The following is a 24,968-nucleotide window of genomic DNA, read 5'->3' as shown; positions in this document are numbered from 1 at the left end:
GCCACAAAAGGAGGAATTTAGTTTGTAAAATACTATCACGTAAAAAAATAAGAATTGCTATGATGAAGATTTTTTCATGGTCTTAAATAAGAATCTAATGATTTATAAATATATCTGAAAATAATGAATTTATATAATTTAAATTTATAATTAAAAAGCATATTTAATTTGTTCCATGAAAAAATAAATTCTACAAATAAAAACGCAATTATCTTAATAATTATTACAAATTGTTTTACAAAACAATATCACCGAATCTTTCACCAAAAGAAAGAATCTAGGTAAAACGTAAAAATATAAAAATACAAAAATACAATTAAGAAAGGATTTAAACTTATGAGCACAACAGTAAATAAGAAGGGTAAATTCCCTATAGGATTTTATATCTGCTCAACAACTTTCTCATTTGAAAGAGCAGCATATTATTCTGCGAAGTTTTTAATCTATATATTCCTTACAACAGCTGTAATTCATGGTGGTCTTGGAATAGATAAAGGACAAGCTGCCATAATGCAAGCTAACCTTGTTGCATTCACATACCTTGCACCAATCATTGGGGGATATATATCAGATAGGTGGATAGGAGCTAGATATACTATACCTATAGGTATGCTTATCATGGGGATAGGATATTATCTTGGTTCTATTGCAACTACAGTTTCTATGGTAAATGCAATGATAATATTAGTTTCAATTGGTACTGCATTCTTTAAAGGAAATGTATCTGCAGTAAATGGACAGCTTTTTGACAATCAAGAAGAACTTGATACAGCATTCTCAGTACAGTATTCTTTTGTTAATATAGGTTCTTTTATTGGAACTACAGCAGTTGGTATACTTTATGCTAAAACATTTGCAAAAAATGGTGTACTTGGATTCTCTCAATGTTTCTTCATAGCAGCTGTACTTTGTGTAATAGGTGCAATATGGTTCACATATGGATGGAGATTCCTTGGAAATGCAGGAAAGAGACCATTTAAAGAAGGCGTAGTTGCTGAAAAAGTTGAAGCAAAAGATAATTCGCCTCTTACAGGTATGGATAAGAAGAGAATTTGGGCTATTATACTTATTTCATTCTTCTCTGTAGTATTCTGGTTATTCTGGTACTTAACTTATCTTGCAGTTTATGATTATGGTGCAGCATTTGTAGACATGACTATTGGAGGATTTGAAATTCCTCTTGCTTGGTTTGACTCATTAAATGCACTTGTATGTATAGTATTAGGACCAGTTCTTGGAGCATTATGGTTCAAACTTGCCAGTAGACCACAAGGAGATATAAGTTTATTTAAAAAGACAGGTCTTGGATTAGCATTCTTAGGTCTTGCATTCTTAATGCTTGTTGGAGCAGAACTTTCAAGAGGTGTTGGAGCCCCTGAAACTGCTAAAGCTAGTATAATATGGATAATCATGTTTGGTATACTTCTAAGTTTTGGAGAAATGTTATTCTCACCACTTGGTAACTCTTTCGTAAGTAAGTATGCACCTAAGAAACTTCTAGGTGTTCTTATGGGAGTATGGACATTTGCTACTTTCTTAGCTGGTCAAGGATACGGATATATATATGCATTCACTCTTAAATTTGATATGATTAAGGTATACACTGTAATTCCAGTAATACTATTTGTTGCAGCTATACTATTATTCTTATCTGACAAGACATTAAGTAAACTTGTTGAGGATGATAAATAATCAATAAATAATTATTATTTTATATAGATTAATCTACAATAATTATATTATATTAGGTTGATTTATAGCTAATTAGTAAGAAGAATAAAAATTTACGTTTAAGCATAATATTATTATATATATTGAAGTAAATTTATTAAAAAATAGATAAAAAAATACTAGTCTTAGTTGGCTAGTATTTTTTTATCTTAAATTATATAGAGAATTAATACATAATTTCTCCACTTAAAACAGTATAAGCACTTCCTCCGATTTTTACAGATGATATATCATTATTTTCCTTGGCTATATTTACATATACTTTTCCAGGTCTGTTTATAAAGTTACCTTCCTCACCAATAAAACTAGTTTTTTCTAAAATATTATGTTGTACTATATAAGATGATACACAAGCATTTCCAGTTCCACATACAGGGTCTTCTGTAACTCCAACATATGGTGCAATAGATCTTAAATGATAGTCACATTTTTCATCTATAGTCTCTATGCAAAATGGAGTTATACCAATTATATTATTTTCACCACTAAATTTTTTGATTTCATTTAAGTCTGGAGAAATATTTTTTAAATCATCTAAAGATTTTAATCCAAATACAAGCCACCAAAGTCCAGTATTTACCTTCATAATTGGATACTCAAGCAATCTATCTTCATTTACACCTATCATTTGTGCAAGTTCTTTTCTGTAGTTATCTAAATTCTCAAATTCAGGGGGATTTTGTTCCATCATAAATATATTTTCATTATCTATTTCTTTAAGCTCTACAGATAATACACCAGCTTTTGTTTCTTGATAAAATATATTCTTATTAGTATCAAGCTTCCCCTCTTCTAAAAGTGCATGAAAAGCTCCTACTGTTGCATGACCACATAAATCAACTTCTAAACCAGGTGTAAAGAATTGTACCTTGAAATCTGCCACATTTGATTCTGAAACAAATGCAGTTTCTGATAAGTTCATTTCTTTAGCCACATTTTGCTTGATTTCGTCAGAAATATTGGATGCATCAGTAACTACACCAGCAGGATTTCCTCCAAAAGGTACAGTTGTAAAAGCATCAACTTGTTTAATATTAATTTTATTCATTCTTAAAACCTCCTTTTGTTTTTTCTGAAATATAAATTTCATGTTTTATGTATTGATCTCCAATATATAAAATATTAGAGTTTCTTGTCCAGATTGAAATAGCTTCACTTCCTTTAGATAAGTTTCCTGTCAGTATTTCATTGTTATCTACAATTAAAATAATTCCTCTGTAAAGCTTTTTATTTTCAAGTGTAGTATCATTTCCTCCATGGATATGAATATTACTTAGGCCTTCTAGTTTTTTATTTTCTGAAAGAAGTATTTCAACATTAATATTTTTTTTACAAGCAATTAGAAGGTCATTTTTTAGTTCAAGAATTTCTTCATAAGGGCAAGAAAGTATAATTTCTTGTTTTGCATTATTTATCATTTCTATTGCCTTTTTTAAGATATTTTTATTATCTTTTATATTTAAAACATATTCTATACTTTTACCTTTATTTAATACCTGTAAGTTGTCGTTTAGCTTATCTATAGAATTATTAAATTCTTCTTTTTTATTTTTTAATAATTCGCTAGGATTTATAGGTACATATTTAATAGGGTCAGTTCCAACATTGACAATTATATTATTGTTTATTAGTTTTGTTATGTTTTCATATACTTTTGATTGTGGGACACCTGATAATTTGCTTATCTCGTATCCTGTTAAAGGATTTTCTTTTAATAATGCTATGTATATTTGAGATTCATATTTTGTAAATCCTATATTTTGTAATTCATTAACTATATCATCCATAGGTAAACTCCTTTTATAAAAGTTTAGTAACTACATAGGTAGTTATTAATTTAATTTTATAACCTAAATAGTGAAATGTCAACTATAATTAAGCAGAAAGTAAAAATATATAGTATAGATATGTAACCTCATAATCATACTTAGCATGAGATTAAAGTTATTAAAAATGAGTAGTTACAAAAAAGTGACTAATTGCACTGTTACATGGGTCGTAGTATATTAATATCAAGAAAACAATAAAGGAGATATATATTATGTCAAAAATAATAAATAACAATGAATTTATAAACGAAGTAGAAAATAAAGATGGATTAGTAGTTGTAGATTTCTTCGCAACTTGGTGTGGACCTTGTAAAATGTTATCACCAGTATATGAAGCATTAGGAAATGAGATGGCTGAAAAAACAGATTTTCTAAAAGTGGATATAGACCAAAGTATGGAATTAGCTCAAAAATTTGAAGTATCTACAGTACCAACTGTAATAATATTTAAAGATGGGAAGCCTGTAGATAGATTAATAGGTTTTATACCTAAAGATAATTTAAAAAGTAAAGTTGAATCATATATGTAATTAAAATAATTCATATATATAAACAAAAAACTCATTATAGTGAGTTTTTTTGTTTATATAGTATAAATCTTAAAGCGGTTACAAATAAGTGCCTAATTGGCAATGATATCATCTGTTGATATAGTATTTATATAAAAGAAAAATGAAAGGTTATAAAAAATAGGTGAAACTATGAGATATGATATTGCGATAATAGGAAGCGGTCCAGCAGGACTTGCAGCTGCTATAAATGCTAAAATTAGAAATAAAAATATAATTTTATTTGGAACTGAAGATATAAGTCAAAAGCTTATTAAAGCGCCTTCTATAGAAAATTATTTAGGAATTGGTAATATAAGTGGCTTAGAACTTAAAGATAAATTTAAAAAGCACATAGATGATATGGGAATAGAGATAACTCAAAAAAGAATTAATAATGTATATAGTATGGGTGAATATTTTACATTAGTTTCTGGAAACGATACATATGAATCAACTACGGTTGTATTAGCTACAGGTATTGAATATGGAAAAATGATAAATGGAGAAGAAGAATATCTTGGAAAAGGGGTAGGATATTGTGCAACATGTGATGCAATGTTATATAGAGATAAAAAAGTGGCTATAATAGGATACAATCATGAAGCTGAAGAAGAAGCAAATTTTTTAAGTGAAATAGCAAGTAGTGTTTACTATATACCTATGTATAAATTAGAAAATAAAATCAATAGTAGTATAAACATAATAGATGATAGACCCTTAGAAATAAAAGGTGGAAAACTAGTCAATAAATTAGTATTGAGAAAAAGTGAGTTGGATATAGATGGTATATTTATCATAAAAGATAGTGTATCACCAAAATATATGGTTCCAGGATTAGAAGTAGAAGATTCTCATATAAAATCAGATAAAAACATGAATACAAATATTGAAGGTTTATATGTGGCAGGGGACTGTGCTGGGAAACCATATCAATATTTAAAATCAGCAGGTCAAGGTCAGACAGCTGTATCTAGTGCAATTTCTTATCTAGATAAGCAGAAGATAAATAAATCAATGCTTGTTAATACTTATTAGATAAAAATTAATAAAAACCTAAGGTATTATTTTTTTAATACATCTCCCCAACATTAAGAAATGTTATTTGAAAATAAAGATTTAATGTAAAAAGGTGAATTCTATTATATGAATTCACCTTTTTACATTAAATCTTATATAAGTTGTGTATAAAAATGTATTTCTTTTGATGATTAAAAATATTTTGATAGAGTTAATTTTTATCTATTGCTGAAAAAGAATAGAAAAAACTTATTTAAAAGCCAAAGTTTTAAGAGCATATATAAATTTATCTATCTCATCAAAAGTATTGTACATTCCTAAACTTATTCTAACAAGCCCTACAGGACTTTCCCTCATAAATCTAATATATACCTCTTTTGGACTTATACCTAACAGTTTTTGTACATAAATATCTGCACCTACTACTCCAGCTCCAGTTTCTATTCCAAAGTTATCAACCAAATATTTTGCTACATCCTTATAGTACATATTACTTATATTAAAAGATATATTTGGGATAATTACATTGTTTGACTTATCTCCATATATTATCACATTAGGTATTTTCTTCATTTCCTCTTTAGCATATAAAAATAATTCTCTTTCATATTCTGAAATTCTGTTTAAACCAATTTTGTTTAAAGTGTTTAGTGCTTTTCCCATTGCAAGAGTTCCAAAATACTCTGGATATCCTGCTTCAAAACGTTGAGGTATATTTGCATATATTATTTTGTCATCGGTTACAAATTTTGTAGAACCTGAACCATATAATACAGGAGTAAATTTTTCAAAGAATGCTTTAGGACCTACTAGAGCCCCACCATTTAATGGGGAATAGCATTTATGTCCACTAAAAACAATAAAGTCTATATGCTCAGCACATTCATGTGGCATCATTGAAAAAGGTTTATGCTGAATTACTTGAACAATATCCACTAATATCTTTGCACCGTATTTATGAGCCATTCTTGCTATTTCATATATAGGAGTGGTTATACCTGTAACATTACTAGCACCTGTAACCGTAACCAGAGATATATTCCCAGCATTATTTCTAAGTATATTCTCTAATTGGCATAAATCAAGTTCTCCTTTTTCTGTAATTCCAACAACTTTTGTAGGAAAATTAACTTTAAAAGGCAGGTAATTAGCCATATGTTCCATTGCTGTAGTAATAACAAGTTTATTTGGACTTTCATTCTTAAAAAATTCCGCTAATAAGTTTATTCCTTCTGTAGCATTTTTGACATAAATAACAGAGTCTTTTTCTTTATCTCCATCAATGAGTTTTAGAATGGTATATCGTACATTCTCATATTCTAAAGTATTTTTTTCTGAGATTATTCCTGGAGCATTAATATAAGTAAGCCACGGAATCTCGCAATTTAAATTATCCACTACGTTTTTTAGAACTAATGGAGTAGCAGAATTGTTAAAATATATCCTTTTAACAGTTTCACTACTCTTAGTTTTAACTTTAAGATTTGCACCTTCAATGTATTCAGATAAATCCATGAATGGCATAAAAAAACCCCTTATCTAACAAACTATTGTATTTTTTATTAAACAAGTTCAAGTTTTAATCAAGAGCTTGTTTAATATATGTTATGTTTTTAGAAAGGGTTTTGTTAATTAGCTCTTGTTAAGTTATTTATTGAATTTATTAATATTTGTAGATAGATTATTAAATCCATTACTAGAAACATTAAAAGATTGGATTGACTCAAATTTGACACGTGCAAATATTTGAATAATAATAAGGTTGAGTTTTGTTTAAAATATAAATAGTTATAAGGTGAAGTTAACATTCAATAAACATTCATTATATATAATAAATAGATTGATATTTTATTTAGGAGATGATTATGTGAGAGTATTAATAATAGAGGATAATAAGGAACTTTCTTATAATATAAAGTCAGGCTTGGAAAATGAAGGACTTGTAGTAGATATAGCAAATTGTGGATTAGATGGAGAAGAAAAAGCATTTATAAATGATTATGATGCTATATTATTAGATTTAAACTTACCTGATAAAGATGGAATAGAGATATTAGAATTTTTTAGAAGTAATAATCTAGAGATACCTATAATAATTGTAACAGCAAGAGATGGAGTAAATGAGTTGGCAAAGGGGCTTGATTTAGGAGCTGATGATTATATAGTAAAGCCATTTCAAATTATAGAATTAAGAGCTAGGATACAAGCAGTTATAAGAAGATTTTATGGTAGGACAAACCCAGATATAAAAGCAGGACCCATTACAATAAATCCAGCATCGAGAAAAGTATATGTATATGATAAAGAAGTAAGTCTGGGAAGCAAAGAATTTGATATAGCAGAATATATTGCAAGTAGATATCCAAATATTGTGTCAGGTATAGATATATCAGAACACGTTTATGATGAATATTTTGACCCTTTATCATCTGTACTAAGGGTACATATAGCTAGATTAAAAAAGAAATTAAAAGAAGTGGCAGGTAAAGAGATAATAATAACTACTAGAGGGATAGGATATTCTATATGCAAGGATTAAAGAATAAAAAGACTATAGTGTTAATTTTATATTCTGTTATAGTTTTTATAATTTTTGCAATAGGTCTAAAATATATTATAAACATATCTGATATAGATAAGAATTTAATTTCTAGAGATTTAACTCCATATAAGGGCGAAATGATGCCAGACAATGTACATGATATAGATAAAGGAGTAATAACTAATTATGATCTTATACTTAAGAATAATTTTAATGTAGTTATAATATTATTTTTTGCTTTTATAGTGACATCTAATTTCATACTTTTATCGATACTAAATAGATTGGAGTTTAAAGAAAGAATAGAAATATTAAATAATATAAATAACATTGAAGATGAGGACGAAATATTGAGCATAGACCCTATTATGTCTAGAGTGTATAAAGACTTAAAAAATAAATTTGATTCTCATATTGAGGACTATAAAAGATTGAATTCATATTTATCACATGAACAAAAAAACGCTATATCTATATTGAAAACAAGTTTAGAACTTGATGGAAATAATGAATTATTAAATACTCTTGATAAAGTTTCAAATAGTGTAGAAGATGTACTTGCAATAAGTGATATAAAAAATAATGAGGATATGTATGAGGTTGATATAGCTTTAATATGTGCACAAGTGTGTGATAATTATTCTAAAGTGTATAGCAATTTGAACTTTGATTTTGATGAAGATGAAAATATGAGTATCTATGGAAAAGAAAAGTGGATTTATAGAGGTGTATCCAATCTTTTAGATAATGCAATAAAATATGGTGAAGGTAAAGATATATATGTAAGTGTAAAAAATCAAAAGGGAAGTGTTATTGTATTGGTAAAAGATAATGGCATTGGAATGAATAAGCATCATATAGATAAAATATTTTATGATAGGTATAGAATAAATGAATTAAATAAGGACGGGTATGGTATAGGTCTTAGTTTAGTAAAGCATGTATGTAATTTATGTAATGGTTTTGTATGGGTTGAAAGTGAAGAAAATAAAGGTTCAACTTTTTATTTAGTGTTTAAAGAATATAAGTAATAATTAATAAGAGTTCTAATAATATCGATAACATAGTATTCAATTGATAAGAGGAGATATAAAGTGTATATTTTAAATAATGCAATTAAAAATTTGATTAGAAATAAAATTCATAGTTCATTTAGTATAGTTATTATGTTATTAATGGTTTTATCAATTGCTATTTTCTCAATAATAAATTTAAGTGCATCTATTATAAATCAAAAATATGAGAAAAAACTTGAGTCAAAGGTAAGTATTAAAATTAATGAAAAAAAGATTGGCCAAAATGATTCAATAGAATCTTTGAGAGGATATAGTGTTTTAAATTTAGATGACTATTTAAACTTTTCAAAATCAAAATATGTAAGAAAAATGTCACTTATAGGAAATATTGTTTTGTATCTTGATAATAATAAAAAAACTGTAGTTAGTAATGATAAAAATCTTGTATATGGTGATATAGGCACAAATTTTGTGGTTATGGGATTTACAGATAAAAATATAAATCTTAAATATTATAATTTAGATATGAGTAGAGGGAGATTATTTGAAAAAGATAATGAATGTATAGTAAGTGAAGACTTTCTAAGTGTTAGTGAGTTTAAGCTTGGAGATACAATATCTTTGCTAAATGATTATGATGCTAATACTATGTTAAATCTAAAAATAGTAGGTGTATATAAGAAAAAATATGGCAATAAAGTAGAAAATACTCAAGATATAAGCATATACAATAACATATTAACCTCATACAACACTTTACTTGAGTTTGAAAAAAAGATTAGACCAGAGAATCAGATGATTTATACAAGTGCTAATTTTTTGCTTAAAGATTCTAATAGTAGAAAGGTTTTTGAGAAAGAACTAAGAAATAAAGGGCTAAGTGATATATATAAAGTTACTATAGATGATTCAGTGTATCATAAATTAATGGCACCAATAAAACACTTGTCTAGTGTAGCTTTTACATCTATTTTTGGAATATTAGTGTTAGGCTCAATATTATTGATGATAAGTTCTGTAATATCAATAAAAAAAATAAAATATGATATAGGGGTGTTGAGGCTAATTGGAATGTCTAAATTTAAGATAATTAGAAGTTTCGTTTATGAAAGTATCATAATGATTTTGATATGTATTATACTTGGATTAGGAATTGCAAGTATATCAGAAAAAGCAATATCAAATTATGTTTTTGAATATCAGTATAAATATAATGTAACATATAATGACTCTGTATTTGATTATGGAGGATATAAAGATATAAACATAAATTATAGTAACAGCAAACAAGAGATGAAAAATTTAAAAGATAAATCAACTTTAAAATTTATGTTTAATATAATTATTATGGCAATTATATTGATATTGTTGACTAGTATAGTATCCATATATAGTACAATTATGTACAAGCCAATACAAATAATTTATGATAGAAATTAGGTGATGGAGATTGCCAATACTTAAATTAATTGATGTTAATTATAAATATGAGGGCAGTAGTAAGTTTGTATTAAAAGATATGAGTGCAGAGTTTGAAACTGGAAAAATGTATGTTATTATAGGAAAAACTAGAGCGGGAAAGAGTACTTTATTGTCTACAATATCGGGTCTCGATGATTGTACTAGTGGAAGTATTATATATAATGGTGAAGATTTAAAAGATATAAATAAAAATATTTATAGAAGTAAGTATGTAGGTGCAATATTTAAAGGTTACAACTTGTTAAATGATGCCACTGTTTTAGATAATATTATTATGACTATGTTGGTTGGTGGAAACAGAGAAAAGAATAAGGATGAAATTGTATATAAGACTCTACAAAAAGTAGGAATTAATAAGGAAAAAGCAAATTGTAAAGTGAAAGATTTATCTAACTATGATAAGAAGAGAGTCTGTATTGCTAGAGCATTGTCTAATAATCCAAGTTTAATAATTTGTGATGATATCATAGAAAATGATGATATTATAGAAAGTACTGATGATAAAAGCAAAAAAAGCTTGGTAGATATACTTTACAAACTAGCATCTAAAGATAATAAATGTGTGATAATAGCTACAACTTTAGATAGAATTGCTTTATGTTCAGATGAGTTATGGGGAATAAGTAATGGCAAATTGATGTTTATAAAAAGTAGAGATAATAGGATAGACTAAAAATATAATAAGATAGATTAAGATAAAAGCATTATTATAAATTTATAATAGTGCTTTTATTTATGAGTTATTATGTAAATAATTTGTGTAATAGTCTATATATTTTTTATGAAGATATCAAAAAGTATAGGACAATTAAATTATTAAATTACACGAAAATGAGCTACAGTTGGGGGAAACTGTAACTCATTCTATTTTGGGGGAGATAGGTTGAACTTATTGGTTATCCGTATCATATTTTTAGTATAGTCACTTATTTAAATTTATATACATTTTTTTATAAATTTTACATAAAATGTTAAATATTAATTGAAACTAATGATAAATATGACCAGTAAACTTATAAAAATATTAAAGATATGACTAAATAAAAGTAGTTAAAATGTATTGTAAATAATTAGAAAAAATGATTTTATAAGTAATTATAGACATATAAGTATAATAATCTAATAAAAAAACATAAAACAAAATATAAAAATTATTATAAAATATATTATAAAAAACTATGCCTAATTTATCTAAATTAAAATTTATATTAGTTAATACATATATTTGAGAAAAAATTAAAAATACAATATAATTTGAATTTCAATATATATCTATATAGTTCAAATTGAAATACTTGAAAATACTGGAAAATAGTTTGAAATTAGTTTCAGAATATAAAATGTTGATTAATTTTAACTAATTGAATATACAAAAGAAATATTTAAATATATTTAAATAAAAAAACGACAAAATATGATAATTTGATTAAGAATAATTAAAATATTTTGTTATTGTAGTATTATAGGGTAAAATGCAAAATATATTCGAAAATAAAATTTTAAATATTGACATTAAATTAAATATAATATACTATGTAAGTGTGATGAGAGATTTTTTTTAGAGGGGATTTATAGTGAATATAAAAAAAATATTTAATAACAATGTCGTAGTAAGCTCCTTAGAAGATGGCACAGAAATAATTGTTACTGGTGCTGGAGTTGGATTCAAGAAAAAAGTAGGAGATTTGATAGATGAAAATTTGATTTCTAAGAAATATTTTGTTCAAGATAATCAAAAAGACAAATACAATCAAATACTTAATAAGACCTCTATTGAATACTTTAAAATTTCAGAAGAAATTATAGAAAAGGCTAATGAAGTTTTAAATACTCAAGTGAATGATTCAATAATATTAGCCTTAACTAGTCACATAGAATTCGCTGTCCAAAGAGAAAAACAAGGTATAAAATTACCAAACTTAATATTGAATGAGACAAAACAACTTTATAGAGAAGAATTTGAATTTGGATTATGGGCAATTGATGAAATTGAAAAAAGGATAGGAGTAAAATTGCCTGAAGATGAAGCAGGATATATTGCTATTCATATAATCAATGGTTTGGAGAATTCTCAAAAAGATGAAGGTATTAATATACTTGAGTTTTCAAAGCAAGTTATTCAGATAATTGAAGAAGTACATGGGTTTAAATTAGATGTAAATTCACTAAATTACACTAGACTTATAACTCACTTAAAGTTTTTTGTTCAAAGGATTTTAAGAAAAGAAACTTATAAAGATAGTGATATTGAAGATATGTACAAATTGGTAAATAAAAATTATAATAAACCTAAAATATGTACTGAGGAAATTGCAGCATTGGTATTAGACATGTTTGAATATAAAATTAGTAAAGAAGAAGAATTATATCTAATGATTCACATAAATAAAATAACAAACAGTGGTTGTTAGGATTGTAACTGATAAGCAGGCAAAACCTAAGTCATTGAACTTAACTATAGATTAAGTTTTTTGATTTAGGCTTTTTTATTAAATACAGACAGTGAGTTTTAGGATTGTAACTGGTTAAGCAGGCAAAACCTAAATCATTGAACTTAACTATTAGATTAAGTTTTTTGATTTAGGTTTTTTTATTAAATACAAGCAGTGAGTTTTAGGATTGTAACTGGTTAAGCAGGCAAAACCTAAATCATTGAATTTAACTATTAGGTTAAGTTTTTTGATTTAGGTTTTTTTATTAAATATAGACAGTGAGTTTTAGGATTGTAACTGGTTAAGCAGGCAAAACCTAAATCATTGAACTTAATTATTAGATTGAGTTTTTTGATTTAGGTTTTTCTATAAATTTGATTATGTTTTTAGATAAAAATAGGAGGGTAAAATTATGAAAAAAAATAAGTTAGGTTTATGGAACTTCTTCCAAATGTTAGGAAAAACGTTTATGTTCCCAATAGCACTACTTAGTGTTTCAGGGATGATGTTAGGACTTGGTGCAGGTTTTACAGACCCTAAGATGATTGCTATGGTTCCATTTTTAGGAAATGAATATGTTAACATGATTTTAAATTTCATGCTGACAATAGGATTATTTGCATTTAATAATTTGGGAGCATTATTTGCAATGGCAATTCCATTAGGATTATTAAAAAAAGAAAAAGAGTTTGGAGCGTTTTCAGGTTTAGTAGGATTTATAGCAATGCATATAGGTACAAATTTTTATTTAACAAGAGCTGATTTATTAGTACCAGTAGACCAAATGTCAACTAATGGTCAAGCTATGATTATGGGGATACAAACATACAATACAAGTGTTTTAGGTGGTATTGTAGCAGGTTTAATTGTTTATGCAATATATGATAAAGTTAGTAATTTAAAAATGCCAGAATCATTAGGATTCTACAGTGGTCCAAGATTAGTTCCAATTGTTAGTTTAATAGTTATGAGTATTGTTGGATTATTAATACCTATTGTTTGGCCACCATTTTTCAATGCGTTCCAAAATTTAGGAAAATGGATTTCTTCAGCAGGACCATTAGGCTATTTCTCATATGCAGTGGCAGAAAGAGTTACAATTCCATTTGGATTAAATCATCTTGTAACATCAGTATTCCGTTTTACACCAATAGGTGGAACTGCTGTTATTGACGGAGAAACATACTTTGGTACATTGAATATGTTTATGGCATATGTAGAGAATAATCAGATTATACCTCTTGATTTAGCTGGTAAAATGGAACAAGGTAAATTAATGATTCAATATGGATTAGCTGGTGCTGCACTAGCTATATATCGTACAGCAAAACCAGAAAATAGAAAAGCGCTTAAAGGACTTTTAATATCAGGAGTGTTGACAGTTATTATAGGTGGTATAAGTGAGCCAATAGAATTCTTATTCTTATTTATCTCACCAGCATTATTTGCTTTCCATACATTTATGAATGGTTTAGCAAACATGGTACTTCCATACTTAGGTGTATTAATGGGATTCACAGGAGATTTAATTGCATTTATAAGTTTTGGTGTGTTAAGAGGTACAGCTACAGGATGGCCAATAGCAGTATTAGTAGCAGCCTTATACTTTGCAATATACTATTTTGTATTTAAGTGGGCAATTATTAAGTTTAATATAAAGACTCCAGGACGTGAGGATAAAGAAATAAAAGTATCTGAGGGAAATGGTTCAGATTTTAAAAATCTATCTACATATAAAGGACAGCAAATGATAGCTGCTTTAGGTGGACAATCTAATATATTATCATTAGATAATTGTGTAACTAGACTACGTTTAAAATTACAAGATGTATCACTAATAAATGAGGATGCAATTAAAGAAGCTGGTGGTATAGCAGTTGTTAAATTAGACGAACACACAATACAAGTAATTATAGGGACTCAAGTGTATTCTTTAAGAAAGCAGATGGATAAAGCTATGGAAGGTCATTTGGAGGCATGTAATGATTAACTTTGATAAAAAAATAGACCGATTGGGTACATATTGTACCCAATGGGACTATGTAGAAGATCGATTTGGAAAAAAGGGGTTACTTCCTTTTACAATATCAGATATGGACTTAGAGTTTCCATATGAAATAACAGAAGTCTTACAAGAAAGATTAAATCATAGAGTTTTGGGATACAGTAGATGGAAACATGATGATTTTAGAAATTCAGTTACGAATTGGTACATTAGAAGGTTTAATTGTAGTATTGACAGTAATTGGATATATTACAGTCCTAGTGTAATGTACTCAATTAGTAAACTTATTGAGATATTTAGTGATGAAGGAGATGGAATCCTGATAAATACTCCTGCATATAATGCTTTTTATGATGTTATAGCAAATAATAATCGTAATATTATAAAATCGCCTCTTGTAAATGAAGGTGGATTATATTTGATTGATTTTGAGGATTTTGAGAAAAAATGCAAAAAATCTAAGATATTTATTTTATGTAATCCTCATAATCCAACTGGAAGAGTATGGAGTGAATTAGAACTCGCTAAGATTGTAGGTATATGTAAGGACAACAATGTAAAGATAATATCAGATGATATACATATGGATATTGTATATGATAATAGAATGACTCCTATCTTAAAGGTTGCAGAAAGCTATTTAGATTCTATATTTATTTGTACATCAGCATCTAAGACTTTTAATATACCAGCATTAACTGGGTCATATGTGATTATACCAAATGAAAGTATTAGAAATCAATTTGAAAATATCACTAGATACCGTGATTTTGTAAATTCACCTGCAATACTAGCAATACTAGCAACAATGGTTTGTTATAATGATTGTGAATATTGGTTGGATGAGCTATTAAAATATCTTAAAGATAACCTTGAATATACAATTAATTATATAAAAGATAGTTTAGAACCATTAAAATTGATTATGCCAGAAGGTTGTTACTTTGCTTGGATAGATTTTTCTGACCTTAAGATAAGTAGTGAGGAATTCCAAAAGTTATTGATGGATATTGGAGAAGTAGCTATTATGTCAGGAAACGTATATGGTGAAGAAAGTGAGTTTTATTTAAGGTTAAATGTAGCATGTTCAAGAGAAAAACTTGAAGATGGTTTAAATAGAGTTAAAAAAACTATAGATTATATTGCAAAAAATATTTAATATAGAAGGGGAGATAGTTATGAGCTATTTAAAAACAATGGTTGATGTTATGACTACTGAAATGAATGCCATAAAGTGTTTAATAGATGAAGCAGGTATTGAATATGAAAGTATAGTTAATGAAATTGCCAACTGTGAAGGTAAAGTAATTTTTATGGGAGTAGGTAAATCTGCACATATAGGCAAGAAATTGGCAGCTACATTTGCCAGCACTGGGACACCAAGTTTTTTTGTACATGCAACAGAGGCAGTACATGGAGATTTGGGAATGATTGAAAGTAAAGATATTACAATTTTAATCTCAAATAGTGGAAATTCTATGGAAGTAGTAAATTGTATAAAGTATGTTAAAGCAATAGGTTCTAAAACAATTGCATTTACTTCAAATAGAAATTCAGTATTGGCAAAAGAGTGTGATTATGCTTTAATATATCCTGCAAAGGATGAAGCAGACCACCTAAATTTAGCACCAACAACATCATCTACGATTACTTTGGTTTTAGGAGATTCTATTGCATGTGCATTATCTAAGAATAGTAACTTTGATTCAGCTGATTTTTATAAATATCATCCAGGAGGAAGCCTAGGAGAGAAATTAAAAGCAGCAAATAATGGTTAAAAGTAAAAAAGGAGAGTATGCTTTATGTTCAAAATGTTTAAAAAAAAATCAATAAAGTCACCCATATCAGGAAAAGTAATAGAATTATCTAAAATTCCAGATGCTGTATTTTCTCAAAAACTTATGGGAGAAGGTGTAGCTATAGATTCTACAGGAGATATTGTTTATGCACCAATTAATGGAAAGATAGCAGTAATAGCAGAGACTAAACATGCATTCGTGATAGAATTAGAAAATGGAATGGAGCTTCTTATTCATATTGGATTAGATACTGTAAATTTAAAAGGAGAAGGGTTTGAAGCATTAGTAAGTGTGGGTGAACAAGTAAAAGAAGGAACACCAATGTTGAAAATTAACCGTTCTTTGATTGAATCAAAGGGGATATCACTTATTACTCCAGTTACAATAACTAACTATTCAGAGTACAACATGAATACATATAATGTAGGTAATAGTGTTGAGGGTGGAAAAGATACTGTAATTGAGTTTAAATAAAAAACTAAGGTACAAGACTAGTATTTATAAATTTATGTTTTATAAGTTTAATTACATAGATTTGTTGAATAAAAAGGAATTCTTTAATTATTAATTGAGGAGTTCCTTTTGTTTTGTAAATATTAAATAGTTTTATGTATATAGAAAAATATTTAATGTTAAATAAGACAAATAAGTACTCATATAACTAATAATTTAGATATATTTGTTTAGATATATTGTTTTGTATATTGTAATTTAAAACTAATGAATAAGTAGATGTTGCAAACAAAAAATAAAAAAGTTGACTATATAAATAAACTTTAATATAATATATCTATAAAATTTATAAACTATAGAGTGGAGGTAGAGGCATGAAAATTGAAAATCTTTCTATTAATGATATTAAACGAGGTTATGTATTTAATGATGAGTTAAATTGTTATACTTGCATTACATGTACAAAAACGTATGAAGTTGGAGAGATATACAGAATAGGTGATAGATTCTTTGAAGCTTCAAAAGCCATTGAATTACATCTGGAATTAGAGCACAGTGATTACTTGGAAAAATTGATTGATGGTGATTCAAAGTACAATACACTGACTGAAAATCAAAAACAATTATTTCAATTATTCATTAGTGATTTACCAGATAAGGAAATTGCAAAAAAGGTTGAAGTATCTACATCCACTATTCGCCATCAAAAATTTATGTTTAGAGAAAAAGCAAAACAAGCTAAACTGTATTTAGCATTATATGAGTCTGTATTTGAAGAAAAATCTAATAGAGGTAGTACTATAATACCAATCCATGAACATGCTAGAATGGTTGATGAAAGATATGTAGTAACTGAAGAAGAGAGAAAACACATTTTAGAAACTTCATTTGAAAGTATGAATCCTCTAAAATTAAAAGGATTTTCTTCAAAGGAAAAGAAAAAGGTTGTAATTTTATCCAAGATTTTGGAACAATTTGAATATGGAAAGCAATACTCAGAAAAGGAAGTTAATAAGATTTTAGAATCAATATATAATGATTTTGCAACAATTAGAAGATACTTAATTGAATATGGTTTTATGAGTAGAAATAAAGAATGTACAAAGTATTGGTTAACATAATGATAATAGTAAAATCTACTAACATATAATGCTATTTTTACTTTGTTAATTGTGGAAGGAGTTAAGTATGAATGATGAATTGAAATCTATTTTGCACAGTAAAGGTGTAGATATTGTTCGCTTTGTTGATATATCTGAATTTCCAGCAAGTAAAACACATGGTTTTTCTAAAGCAATTTTATTTTGTATAGGATTATCAAAAAAATTCGTTACAGATATATATAATAACTTACCTACAGATAGTGATGATTTCTTAGAAAAAGAGGAAAAAGTAGAAGAGTTAGCTGATTGGATTTCAAAATATATTCAAGATAAAGGTTATAAAGCTTATTCTCAATCAGAAAAAAATAATCTAGAACATGGATATTCTGAAAAGGGTTATATTAATCCAACAATGCAATCTGGTATTAGTACTTTACCACATAAGACAATAGCAAATATTAGTGGTATTGGATTTATGGGGAAAAATAATTTGTTTGTAACTGAGGAATATGGTTGTGCTTTTAGCATGTGTACTGTACTTACAGATGCTCTAATTTCTGTTGAAAGATATCCTTTAATGGATTCGAAGTGTTTAGACTGTAATATTTGTGTAGAAAACTGTCCTGCAAAAGCTATACATGGAAATGAGTGGACTCTGCCAGGTAAAAGAGAGTCTCTTATTGATATTTCAAAGTGTTTTTGTGTATTGAAGTGTATGATGAGTTGTCCATGGTCATTAAGATATGCAAACCAGAAATAAGTCTACTAGATATTATGTTAAAATATATTAGAGCATAATTATATTAATAAGGAGGCTGAATATGATAGTAAGTGTGAGTAGGAGAACAGATATACCTGCTTTCTATAGTAAATGGTTTTTTAACAGACTTAAAGAAGGTTTTGTATATGTTATTAATCCAATGAATCCAAAGCAAGTTAGTAAGATAGAGTTAAATCCACATACTGTCGATTGTTTTGTATTTTGGACAAAGGATGCAACTCCAATGATACAGGATTTAAATAAATTAAAAGACTATAAATATTATTTTCACTATACTATAACATCATATGGCAAAGAAGTAGAAACACGAATTTCAGACAAACAAAAGATAATAGATTCATTTAAGGAACTATCTGGAAGAATAGGTAAAGAAAGAGTAATTTTGAGGTATGACCCAATTTTTCTAAGTGAAAAGTATACTGTAGATTACCATATTAAAGCATTTGAAAGGTTATGCAATCAACTTGATGGATTTACAGAAAAATGTATAATGAGTTTTATCGATTTGTATAAAAAAACAAAATTTAATACTAAGTCATTACATATAAAACCATTAGAAATTGCAGAAGTAGAAATGTTATCAAAAGAGCTTTCTAGGATTGCTCATAAATATGGTATAGTGCTTGAAATGTGTTCAGAGGGATACAATCTAAGAAAATTTGGGATTGAAGAAAGTAAGTGTATTGATGATAAGTTAATATCAAAAATCATAGGTAGTGAAGTAAAAGTAAAAAAAGATGATACACAAAGAGATGTTTGTGGGTGTGTCAAAAGTGTTGATATTGGGCAATACAATACTTGCAGACATTATTGTTTGTATTGTTATGCTAATTTCAATTATACCAAAGTAGAAGAAAACTATAGACTTTACAAAGAAGACAATAAATTACTTATAGGTACTTTAAGAGATGATGCTAAAATAACTACTAGAGATATGAAGAGTATTAAAGTAGATAAAAGTGAAAGTACACAAATTAACATGTTTGATTTAAAATAAATAAACAAATTACCTTAATATATTAAGGATATAGATACTTATAATAACAAAATTAAACTTAATAGATATTTTCTATATAAGAAAAATGGTCATAATATGTCAACTTGACCATTTTTTTGATATAATTAAAAATACAAATAACTTAGTAACAAAGGAGGTAGAATTTGAATTTTTTTAAAAAATATCCTATACCTATTGCAAGTTTGATTTTATCAATATTTACTTTAGGTAACTTATTACAATCTTATAGTGAACCATTACGTAATGTAATTGGATTTATAGGCTTTGTTTTGTATACAATTTACATAGTCAAAATAGTATTACTTAAAAAGGGTGTTAAAGAGCAATTAGAAAATCCCTTAATATCAAGTACATTTCCAACTATAACAATGGCAACGATGATATTTGCTACATATGTAAAACCATTATCTTTAGAATTAGGTATTGTAATTTGGAGCATCGGAGTTGTAGGTCATATTGTGTTGATAATCTTATTTAGTAAGAAATTCTTAGTTAAATTCTCAATAAAAGCAGTATTTCCATCTTGGTATATAGTCTATGTCGGGATAGTTGCAGCAAGTGTTACAGCACCAGCATTTAATCAGCTTTTAATAGGTAAAATTGCTTTTTGGATAGGATTTATATCTTATATAGTTCTTATACCAGTAGTTTTAAAAAGAGTGTGGATAATCAAGGAAATGCCTGAACCATCTTTACCAAGTATAGCTATATTAGCTGCACCAGGGTCATTACTATTGTCTGGATATATTAATTCTTTTTCAGATAAGAATAGTGTAATATTATACTTATTATTTATACTGTCAATTGTATTTTATATTATAGTTTTGGGGTATTTACCAAAATTATTAAGGTTGCCTTTTTATCCAAGTTTTGCTGCATTTACATTCCCTATGGCAATAAGTGCAATGGGCATGAAACTAATGAATGGTTATCTAACTAAATCAGGTCATCCTGTAAGTTGGATTTTATATGCTTTTAAACTAGAAGAGATAATAGCTACAGTGATTATTTTGTATGTTTTAGTTTTATTTATTATATATCTTAGTAAATCAGAAACTACATCTAAAGCTAAATAAAAATTATTAAATATACGTATTTAATAAAGATATTAATATCAATGAGTGAAAGTGATATGAATTTTAGAGACTTAATTTAGCTTAATTTTATTGGAGGATAAACAAATGAAAACAAAAGAGGAATATTTACAAGAGGTTAGAGAAATATCAGAAGAATACTTTAGAAAAGGAGAGTTTTTTTGTTCTGAAGCAGTTCTTCAAACAATAAATGATGCTTTAGGTCAACCTTTGAGTCCAGATATAACTAAGTTAGCATCAGGATTTCCAATAGGTCTTGGAAAATCACAATGTCTTTGTGGAGCAATATCTGGAGGTGAAATGGCTTTAGGTATTGTATATGGAAGAGTTCATGGTGAAACTATGAATCCAAAGATGTTTGAATATGCTAAAGATTTACATGATTATATTAAGAAAGAATATGGTGCAACATGTTGTAGAGTTATTACAAAGAAGTGGGATGGTGATAACTTTATGTCTCCTGAAAGAAAAGAACACTGTATTAAAATAACAGGTCAAGTCACAGAGTGGGTTGCAAATAAACTTGTTGAAGATGAAGAACTTAAGATTAAATAGAATTATAGTAGCCTGTAAATTTTAAAAACTAAATTTACAGGCTTTAATTATATAACTAATTTTAATAATACAATTAACTATAAATATATAAATAAAATTGTTCAAACAAATAAATAATTACTTTATAATACTCAACATAAGGACACCAAACATGATTAATATTATGCCAAGAGAAATAGAAAACCATTCTTTTTTATTTTTCTTCTCTTTAAAGAATATAATCCCTCCTAAAGTGGCTACTATCACACAACTTTGGGAAATAGAAAAACTTATTGTAACCCCCAATGCATTAGTTGTTATAAACATACCTAAATTTGCTATTGACCACAATACTCCAGTAATTAAATTAAATGAAACATTTTTCTTATATACAATCTCTTTAGAAAAATACTTAACAATAATAAATGAAGTTATCAACATACCCACAGATTGAGGTAATATAATTCTATATCCTTCGATTGAAAATATTTGATTAGTTACAACGTATAATGCTAAAAATAAAGAAGATAATAATACAACTCCTACACATTTTAATATATTGTTATCAGTAGATTTTTTTGTTTGATAGTTTGTAAGAAGTATGCCAAGTACTATACATAATATCGATGAAGAGCCAATCAAGAACATTTTAGAACTAGTCCACTCATTAAATAAGAGTACAGCTAATAATGTTGTAAAAGTCAATTGTGAACCATTTGAAATCGGCATTACTTTAGATACACTAGTAATTTGAATTGCTTTAAACTGCATTAGCTGTCCTAAACTCCAGAATATCCCAGAAATCATACTTACAAAAAATGAAAAAAATGTAATTTCAGGACGCATAACCAAAGTTATTATAGTGGAAAATATAAACGCACTTATAGATGTACCTAAAAGTTGTTCATAAGGAGAACTTTTTTTTAGGTTTGCAACTATTGGCATCAGTCCCCATCCCATTACAGGAAGTAAAGCAATAATTATTGTCAGCATTAGGTTATTTCCTTTCATATTAAATTTAGACAGTTTTTAATTTATCATCTAAAATTAAAGTGTTCAATACATCAAAATTACCGTATTTAATAAGGAAATATTAGTAGTTTTTTAGAAAAACATTTTCCATTAAAATAAAAACAAAGGGAAGGAGTAAATTTGAAAATGTTAACTGATATGATTCAAAATCGTGAAATTAGAATAATAAAGTTTTTATTAAAAGAAGGTCATACAACTGTCAAAGAAATAGCAGATGATTTAGATGTTTCAGAAAAAACAGTTTCAAAATCTCTTAAAGAAGTAGAAGCAGTACTTAAAAAGATAGGTCTTTCTTTAGTTAGAAAACCCAAAATAGGTGTTTATATTGATGGAGATTTGAAAAAAATACTTCCTTACCTAGATAATAAAGGAAGTCAAATTCCTACAACTAGAGAGGAGAGAGTAATATATATATATTCAATTTTGTTAAAAAGCAATGATTATATTACTATACAACAAATTTCTGACGAATTATATATAAGTCGTGGAACTATTGAAAGAGATTTAGCTGAGGTTGAAAAATTACTAAAAAACGAAGGAGTTTCTATATATAAAAAACCTAGTAAAGGAATAAAGTTGGACATAAGTGAAAGAGATAAAAGGCAACTCACTGCTAAGTTTATACATAAATTTTGGAGCAGAAACTGGTATATTAAGCAAGAACAAGAAAGCTTTTATCAGGCATTTGAAAAAATACAAGCAGATGTAAATGGTATTTTTTCTGAAGATGATTTGTCTATAATTATTGATATTCTTAGGAATTTCAGCAAAGAAAGAGAGTTTGAGTTTTCTGATTATGAATTTCAGTCATTAGTTATCCATTTAGCCATAGCTGTAGAGAGGATTAGAAAAGGTGAGTATATAGAAGAAAGCTTGTATGTTGATAATATTGAAAATAATCAAGTGTTAAATACAAATTATTTGGCAAAACAACTAGAGCAAAAGTTTTCGATACTGTTGCCAAAATCTGAAATTGGATATATAAACTTACATCTAGTAGCAGCTGACCAACATAGAGATACTACTGAATTAAAGGATACTTCAGACAATCACTATGAGACAAATACAAATAATATCTCAAATCTTCGAGAAATTATTAAAAATACATTGTATGAGACAGCTTATGACAAAGATTTGATTGATGGACTAACTTCACATGTACATTCATCAATAAATAGATTGAAATACGGTCTTAGTATTAAAAATCCATATGTAAATACAATCAAGCAAAACTTTTCTTTATCATTTGAACAGGCTTTGGATTTAAAGAAAGTAATTGAATTTATATATGATATTAGGATAAATGATGATGAATGTGCTTATATAGCACTACATTTTGAAGCTTTTAGGGAAAGAATGAAAGAGCTTCCACAAAATGTTAGAGTAATTCTAGTATGTAGTACAGGACTAGGCTCATCTAGATTATTATCTGCAAGGATAAAAAAATACTTTCCTATGATAAAAATTGAGAAGATACTTTCTGTACAAGAATTAGTATCTAGTAAAATTGATGCAGATTTGGTGATAAGTACTATTTATTTAGAGTTAGAGGCTATTCCTACAATAATAGTTAGCCCTATTTTAAATGAAAGTGATATAAGAACATTGGAAAAAAATATACAAAATGTTTCAGAGAATACTTCTAAAAAATATAAATCTTTTAAAAACCTAATCTTTGAAGAAAATATTTTGTTAAATATTGAAGCTTTAAATTATGAAGATGTAATTAAATGTATAACAGATAATTTGATAAAAAAAGATTTTGCAAGAGATGGAATCGCTGAGAGTGCAATTAAGAGAGAAAATTTATCTTACACTTCTTTTCAATCTATAGCTACACCTCATGCTAATCCTAGTTATATTAAAAAATCTAATATATCTGTTGCAACTTTAAAAAATCCTATTACATGGGGAAATGAAAAAGTAGAAGTTATTTTCTTTATTTCATTAGAAAATGACAAAAACTTAGAGCTTGATGAAATATATGAAGTTTTTTATGACTTCATTGACAATAAAAAAAATATAGATGACATATTAAGTGCAACTTCACCAAAAGAAGTGTACGGTTTGCTAATGGAGGAGAATATATAGTGAAAATATCAGATGTATTAAAAAAAGAGCAAATTGTTTTTAATCTTGATACAACTACAAAAGAAGAAACAATAAAAGAATTAAGTAGTATATTTGTTAAAAATGGAATTGTAGATAACAAAGAAGAATATGTTAAGTCTGTGTTAGAAAGAGAAGAACATGCAACTACAGGTATTGGGAATGGTATTGCTATTCCTCATGGAAAAAGCGATGCTGTCAAGAAATCTTCTATAATATTTGCAAAAACTAAAAATAAGATTGAGTGGGACGCTTTAGATGAAAAACCAGTAGATAGTATTTTCTTACTGGCTATAAGTAACATTGATAAGGATAGTAATCATCTTGTATTATTATCTAAATTGGCTACTAAGCTTATGGATGATGATAATGTGGATGCATTAAAATTAGCTAATTCAGCACAAGAAATAATTAATATATTTAATGAAGGAGATATGTAG

General features: G+C 27.1%; 23 protein-coding genes. 19 read left to right on the top strand and 4 right to left on the bottom strand.

Features of this window, described 5'->3' with window-relative positions:
* Nucleotides 1-336 precede the first annotated feature (336 nt).
* Nucleotides 337-1,692 carry a peptide MFS transporter gene (locus ACTG44_RS16915; protein ID WP_021385961.1) on the top strand — a complete coding sequence of 452 codons (1,356 nt, stop codon included), beginning with the start codon at nt 337-339 and terminating at the stop codon, nt 1,690-1,692.
* Nucleotides 1,693-1,897: 205 nt separating this feature from the next.
* Here the strand turns inward: ACTG44_RS16915 and ACTG44_RS16910 are convergent, their stop codons facing one another.
* Together ACTG44_RS16910 and ACTG44_RS16905 are read right to left on the bottom strand one after the other, a co-directional pair.
* The gene (locus ACTG44_RS16910) at nt 1,898-2,779 is read right to left on the bottom strand and encodes a PhzF family phenazine biosynthesis protein (protein ID WP_021385976.1); all 882 of its coding nucleotides are present in this window, start codon (nt 2,777-2,779) and stop codon (nt 1,898-1,900) included.
* Nucleotides 2,772-3,518 carry a TrmB family transcriptional regulator gene (locus tag ACTG44_RS16905; protein ID WP_021386035.1) on the bottom strand — a complete coding sequence of 249 codons (747 nt, stop codon included), beginning with the start codon at nt 3,516-3,518 and terminating at the stop codon, nt 2,772-2,774. Before ACTG44_RS16905 ends, ACTG44_RS16910 begins: the two co-directional genes overlap by 8 nt.
* A gap of 254 nt (nt 3,519-3,772) precedes the next feature.
* Here ACTG44_RS16905 and trxA point away from each other — a divergent pair, with 254 nt between their 5' ends.
* Together trxA and ACTG44_RS16895 are read left to right on the top strand one after the other, a co-directional pair.
* On the top strand, nt 3,773-4,090 hold the full coding sequence (gene trxA / locus ACTG44_RS16900) for a thioredoxin (RefSeq protein ID WP_021385981.1): 318 nt from the start codon (nt 3,773-3,775) through the stop codon (nt 4,088-4,090).
* A 171-nt stretch (nt 4,091-4,261) separates the two neighbouring features.
* Nucleotides 4,262-5,146 (top strand): NAD(P)/FAD-dependent oxidoreductase, encoded by an 885-nt coding sequence (locus ACTG44_RS16895; RefSeq protein ID WP_021386004.1) that lies wholly within the window; start codon nt 4,262-4,264, stop codon nt 5,144-5,146.
* Nucleotides 5,147-5,377: 231 nt separating this feature from the next.
* On the opposite strand, the gene ACTG44_RS16890 is transcribed toward ACTG44_RS16895, so the two are convergent.
* Nucleotides 5,378-6,652 carry an aminotransferase class V-fold PLP-dependent enzyme gene (locus tag ACTG44_RS16890; protein WP_479920879.1) on the bottom strand — a complete coding sequence of 425 codons (1,275 nt, stop codon included), beginning with the start codon at nt 6,650-6,652 and terminating at the stop codon, nt 5,378-5,380.
* 343 nt (nt 6,653-6,995) lie between these two features.
* Here ACTG44_RS16890 and ACTG44_RS16885 point away from each other — a divergent pair, with 343 nt between their 5' ends.
* From ACTG44_RS16885 to ACTG44_RS16820, 14 genes are all read left to right on the top strand, one after another.
* A complete protein-coding gene (locus ACTG44_RS16885) occupies nt 6,996-7,667 on the top strand; it encodes a response regulator transcription factor (RefSeq protein ID WP_021386039.1) in 672 nt (223 codons plus the stop codon).
* A complete protein-coding gene (locus tag ACTG44_RS16880) occupies nt 7,655-8,701 on the top strand; it encodes a sensor histidine kinase (RefSeq protein WP_021386085.1) in 1,047 nt (348 codons plus the stop codon). Before ACTG44_RS16885 ends, ACTG44_RS16880 begins: the two co-directional genes overlap by 13 nt.
* Nucleotides 8,702-8,764: 63 nt before the next feature.
* Nucleotides 8,765-10,126, top strand: a complete 1,362-nt coding sequence (locus tag ACTG44_RS16875; protein WP_021385994.1) for an FtsX-like permease family protein — start codon at nt 8,765-8,767, stop codon at nt 10,124-10,126.
* Nucleotides 10,127-10,136: 10 nt separating this feature from the next.
* Nucleotides 10,137-10,841 carry an ATP-binding cassette domain-containing protein gene (locus tag ACTG44_RS16870; RefSeq protein ID WP_044213924.1) on the top strand — a complete coding sequence of 235 codons (705 nt, stop codon included), beginning with the start codon at nt 10,137-10,139 and terminating at the stop codon, nt 10,839-10,841.
* Nucleotides 10,842-11,742: 901 nt separating this feature from the next.
* A complete protein-coding gene (locus tag ACTG44_RS16865; protein ID WP_021386110.1) occupies nt 11,743-12,579 on the top strand; it encodes a PRD domain-containing protein in 837 nt (278 codons plus the stop codon).
* 433 nt (nt 12,580-13,012) lie between these two features.
* Nucleotides 13,013-14,590, top strand: a complete 1,578-nt coding sequence (locus ACTG44_RS16860) for a PTS transporter subunit EIIC (protein ID WP_021385997.1) — start codon at nt 13,013-13,015, stop codon at nt 14,588-14,590.
* Complete coding sequence (locus ACTG44_RS16855; RefSeq protein WP_021386044.1) at nt 14,583-15,764, top strand: MalY/PatB family protein; 1,182 nt, start codon at nt 14,583-14,585, stop codon at nt 15,762-15,764. Before ACTG44_RS16860 ends, ACTG44_RS16855 begins: the two co-directional genes overlap by 8 nt.
* Before the next feature lie 19 nt (nt 15,765-15,783).
* Entirely contained in the window at nt 15,784-16,383 is a 600-nt protein-coding gene (locus tag ACTG44_RS16850) for a KpsF/GutQ family sugar-phosphate isomerase (RefSeq protein ID WP_021386113.1), read from the top strand.
* Nucleotides 16,384-16,407: 24 nt separating this feature from the next.
* Complete coding sequence (locus ACTG44_RS16845; protein ID WP_021386073.1) at nt 16,408-16,878, top strand: PTS sugar transporter subunit IIA; 471 nt, start codon at nt 16,408-16,410, stop codon at nt 16,876-16,878.
* 353 nt (nt 16,879-17,231) lie between these two features.
* The gene (locus ACTG44_RS16840) at nt 17,232-17,978 is read left to right on the top strand and encodes a DUF2087 domain-containing protein (RefSeq protein WP_479920878.1); all 747 of its coding nucleotides are present in this window, start codon (nt 17,232-17,234) and stop codon (nt 17,976-17,978) included.
* Between the two features lie 67 nt (nt 17,979-18,045).
* Nucleotides 18,046-18,720 carry a 4Fe-4S binding protein gene (locus ACTG44_RS16835; protein WP_479920877.1) on the top strand — a complete coding sequence of 225 codons (675 nt, stop codon included), beginning with the start codon at nt 18,046-18,048 and terminating at the stop codon, nt 18,718-18,720.
* A gap of 61 nt (nt 18,721-18,781) precedes the next feature.
* On the top strand, nt 18,782-19,738 hold the full coding sequence (locus ACTG44_RS16830; RefSeq protein ID WP_479917463.1) for a DUF1848 domain-containing protein: 957 nt from the start codon (nt 18,782-18,784) through the stop codon (nt 19,736-19,738).
* A 164-nt stretch (nt 19,739-19,902) separates the two neighbouring features.
* Entirely contained in the window at nt 19,903-20,835 is a 933-nt protein-coding gene (locus ACTG44_RS16825) for a TDT family transporter (RefSeq protein ID WP_021385991.1), read from the top strand.
* Between the two features lie 105 nt (nt 20,836-20,940).
* The gene (locus tag ACTG44_RS16820) at nt 20,941-21,408 is read left to right on the top strand and encodes a C-GCAxxG-C-C family protein (RefSeq protein ID WP_479919411.1); all 468 of its coding nucleotides are present in this window, start codon (nt 20,941-20,943) and stop codon (nt 21,406-21,408) included.
* Nucleotides 21,409-21,525: 117 nt separating this feature from the next.
* Here ACTG44_RS16820 and ACTG44_RS16815 read toward each other — a convergent pair whose 3' ends face one another.
* Complete coding sequence (locus ACTG44_RS16815) at nt 21,526-22,398, bottom strand: GRP family sugar transporter (RefSeq protein ID WP_479920876.1); 873 nt, start codon at nt 22,396-22,398, stop codon at nt 21,526-21,528.
* Nucleotides 22,399-22,545: 147 nt separating this feature from the next.
* On the opposite strand from ACTG44_RS16815, the gene ACTG44_RS16810 reads away from it, so the two are divergent.
* On the top strand, nt 22,546-24,510 hold the full coding sequence (locus ACTG44_RS16810; RefSeq protein ID WP_479920875.1) for a BglG family transcription antiterminator: 1,965 nt from the start codon (nt 22,546-22,548) through the stop codon (nt 24,508-24,510).
* Nucleotides 24,510-24,968, top strand: coding sequence for a PTS sugar transporter subunit IIA (locus ACTG44_RS16805; RefSeq protein ID WP_479917459.1), 459 nt, complete (start codon nt 24,510-24,512; stop codon nt 24,966-24,968). The genes ACTG44_RS16810 and ACTG44_RS16805 overlap by 1 nt, the downstream gene beginning before the upstream one ends.

Source organism: Clostridioides sp. LIBA-2809 (assembly GCF_056688965.1).
This window is presented reverse-complemented; position numbering and strand designations above follow the sequence as displayed.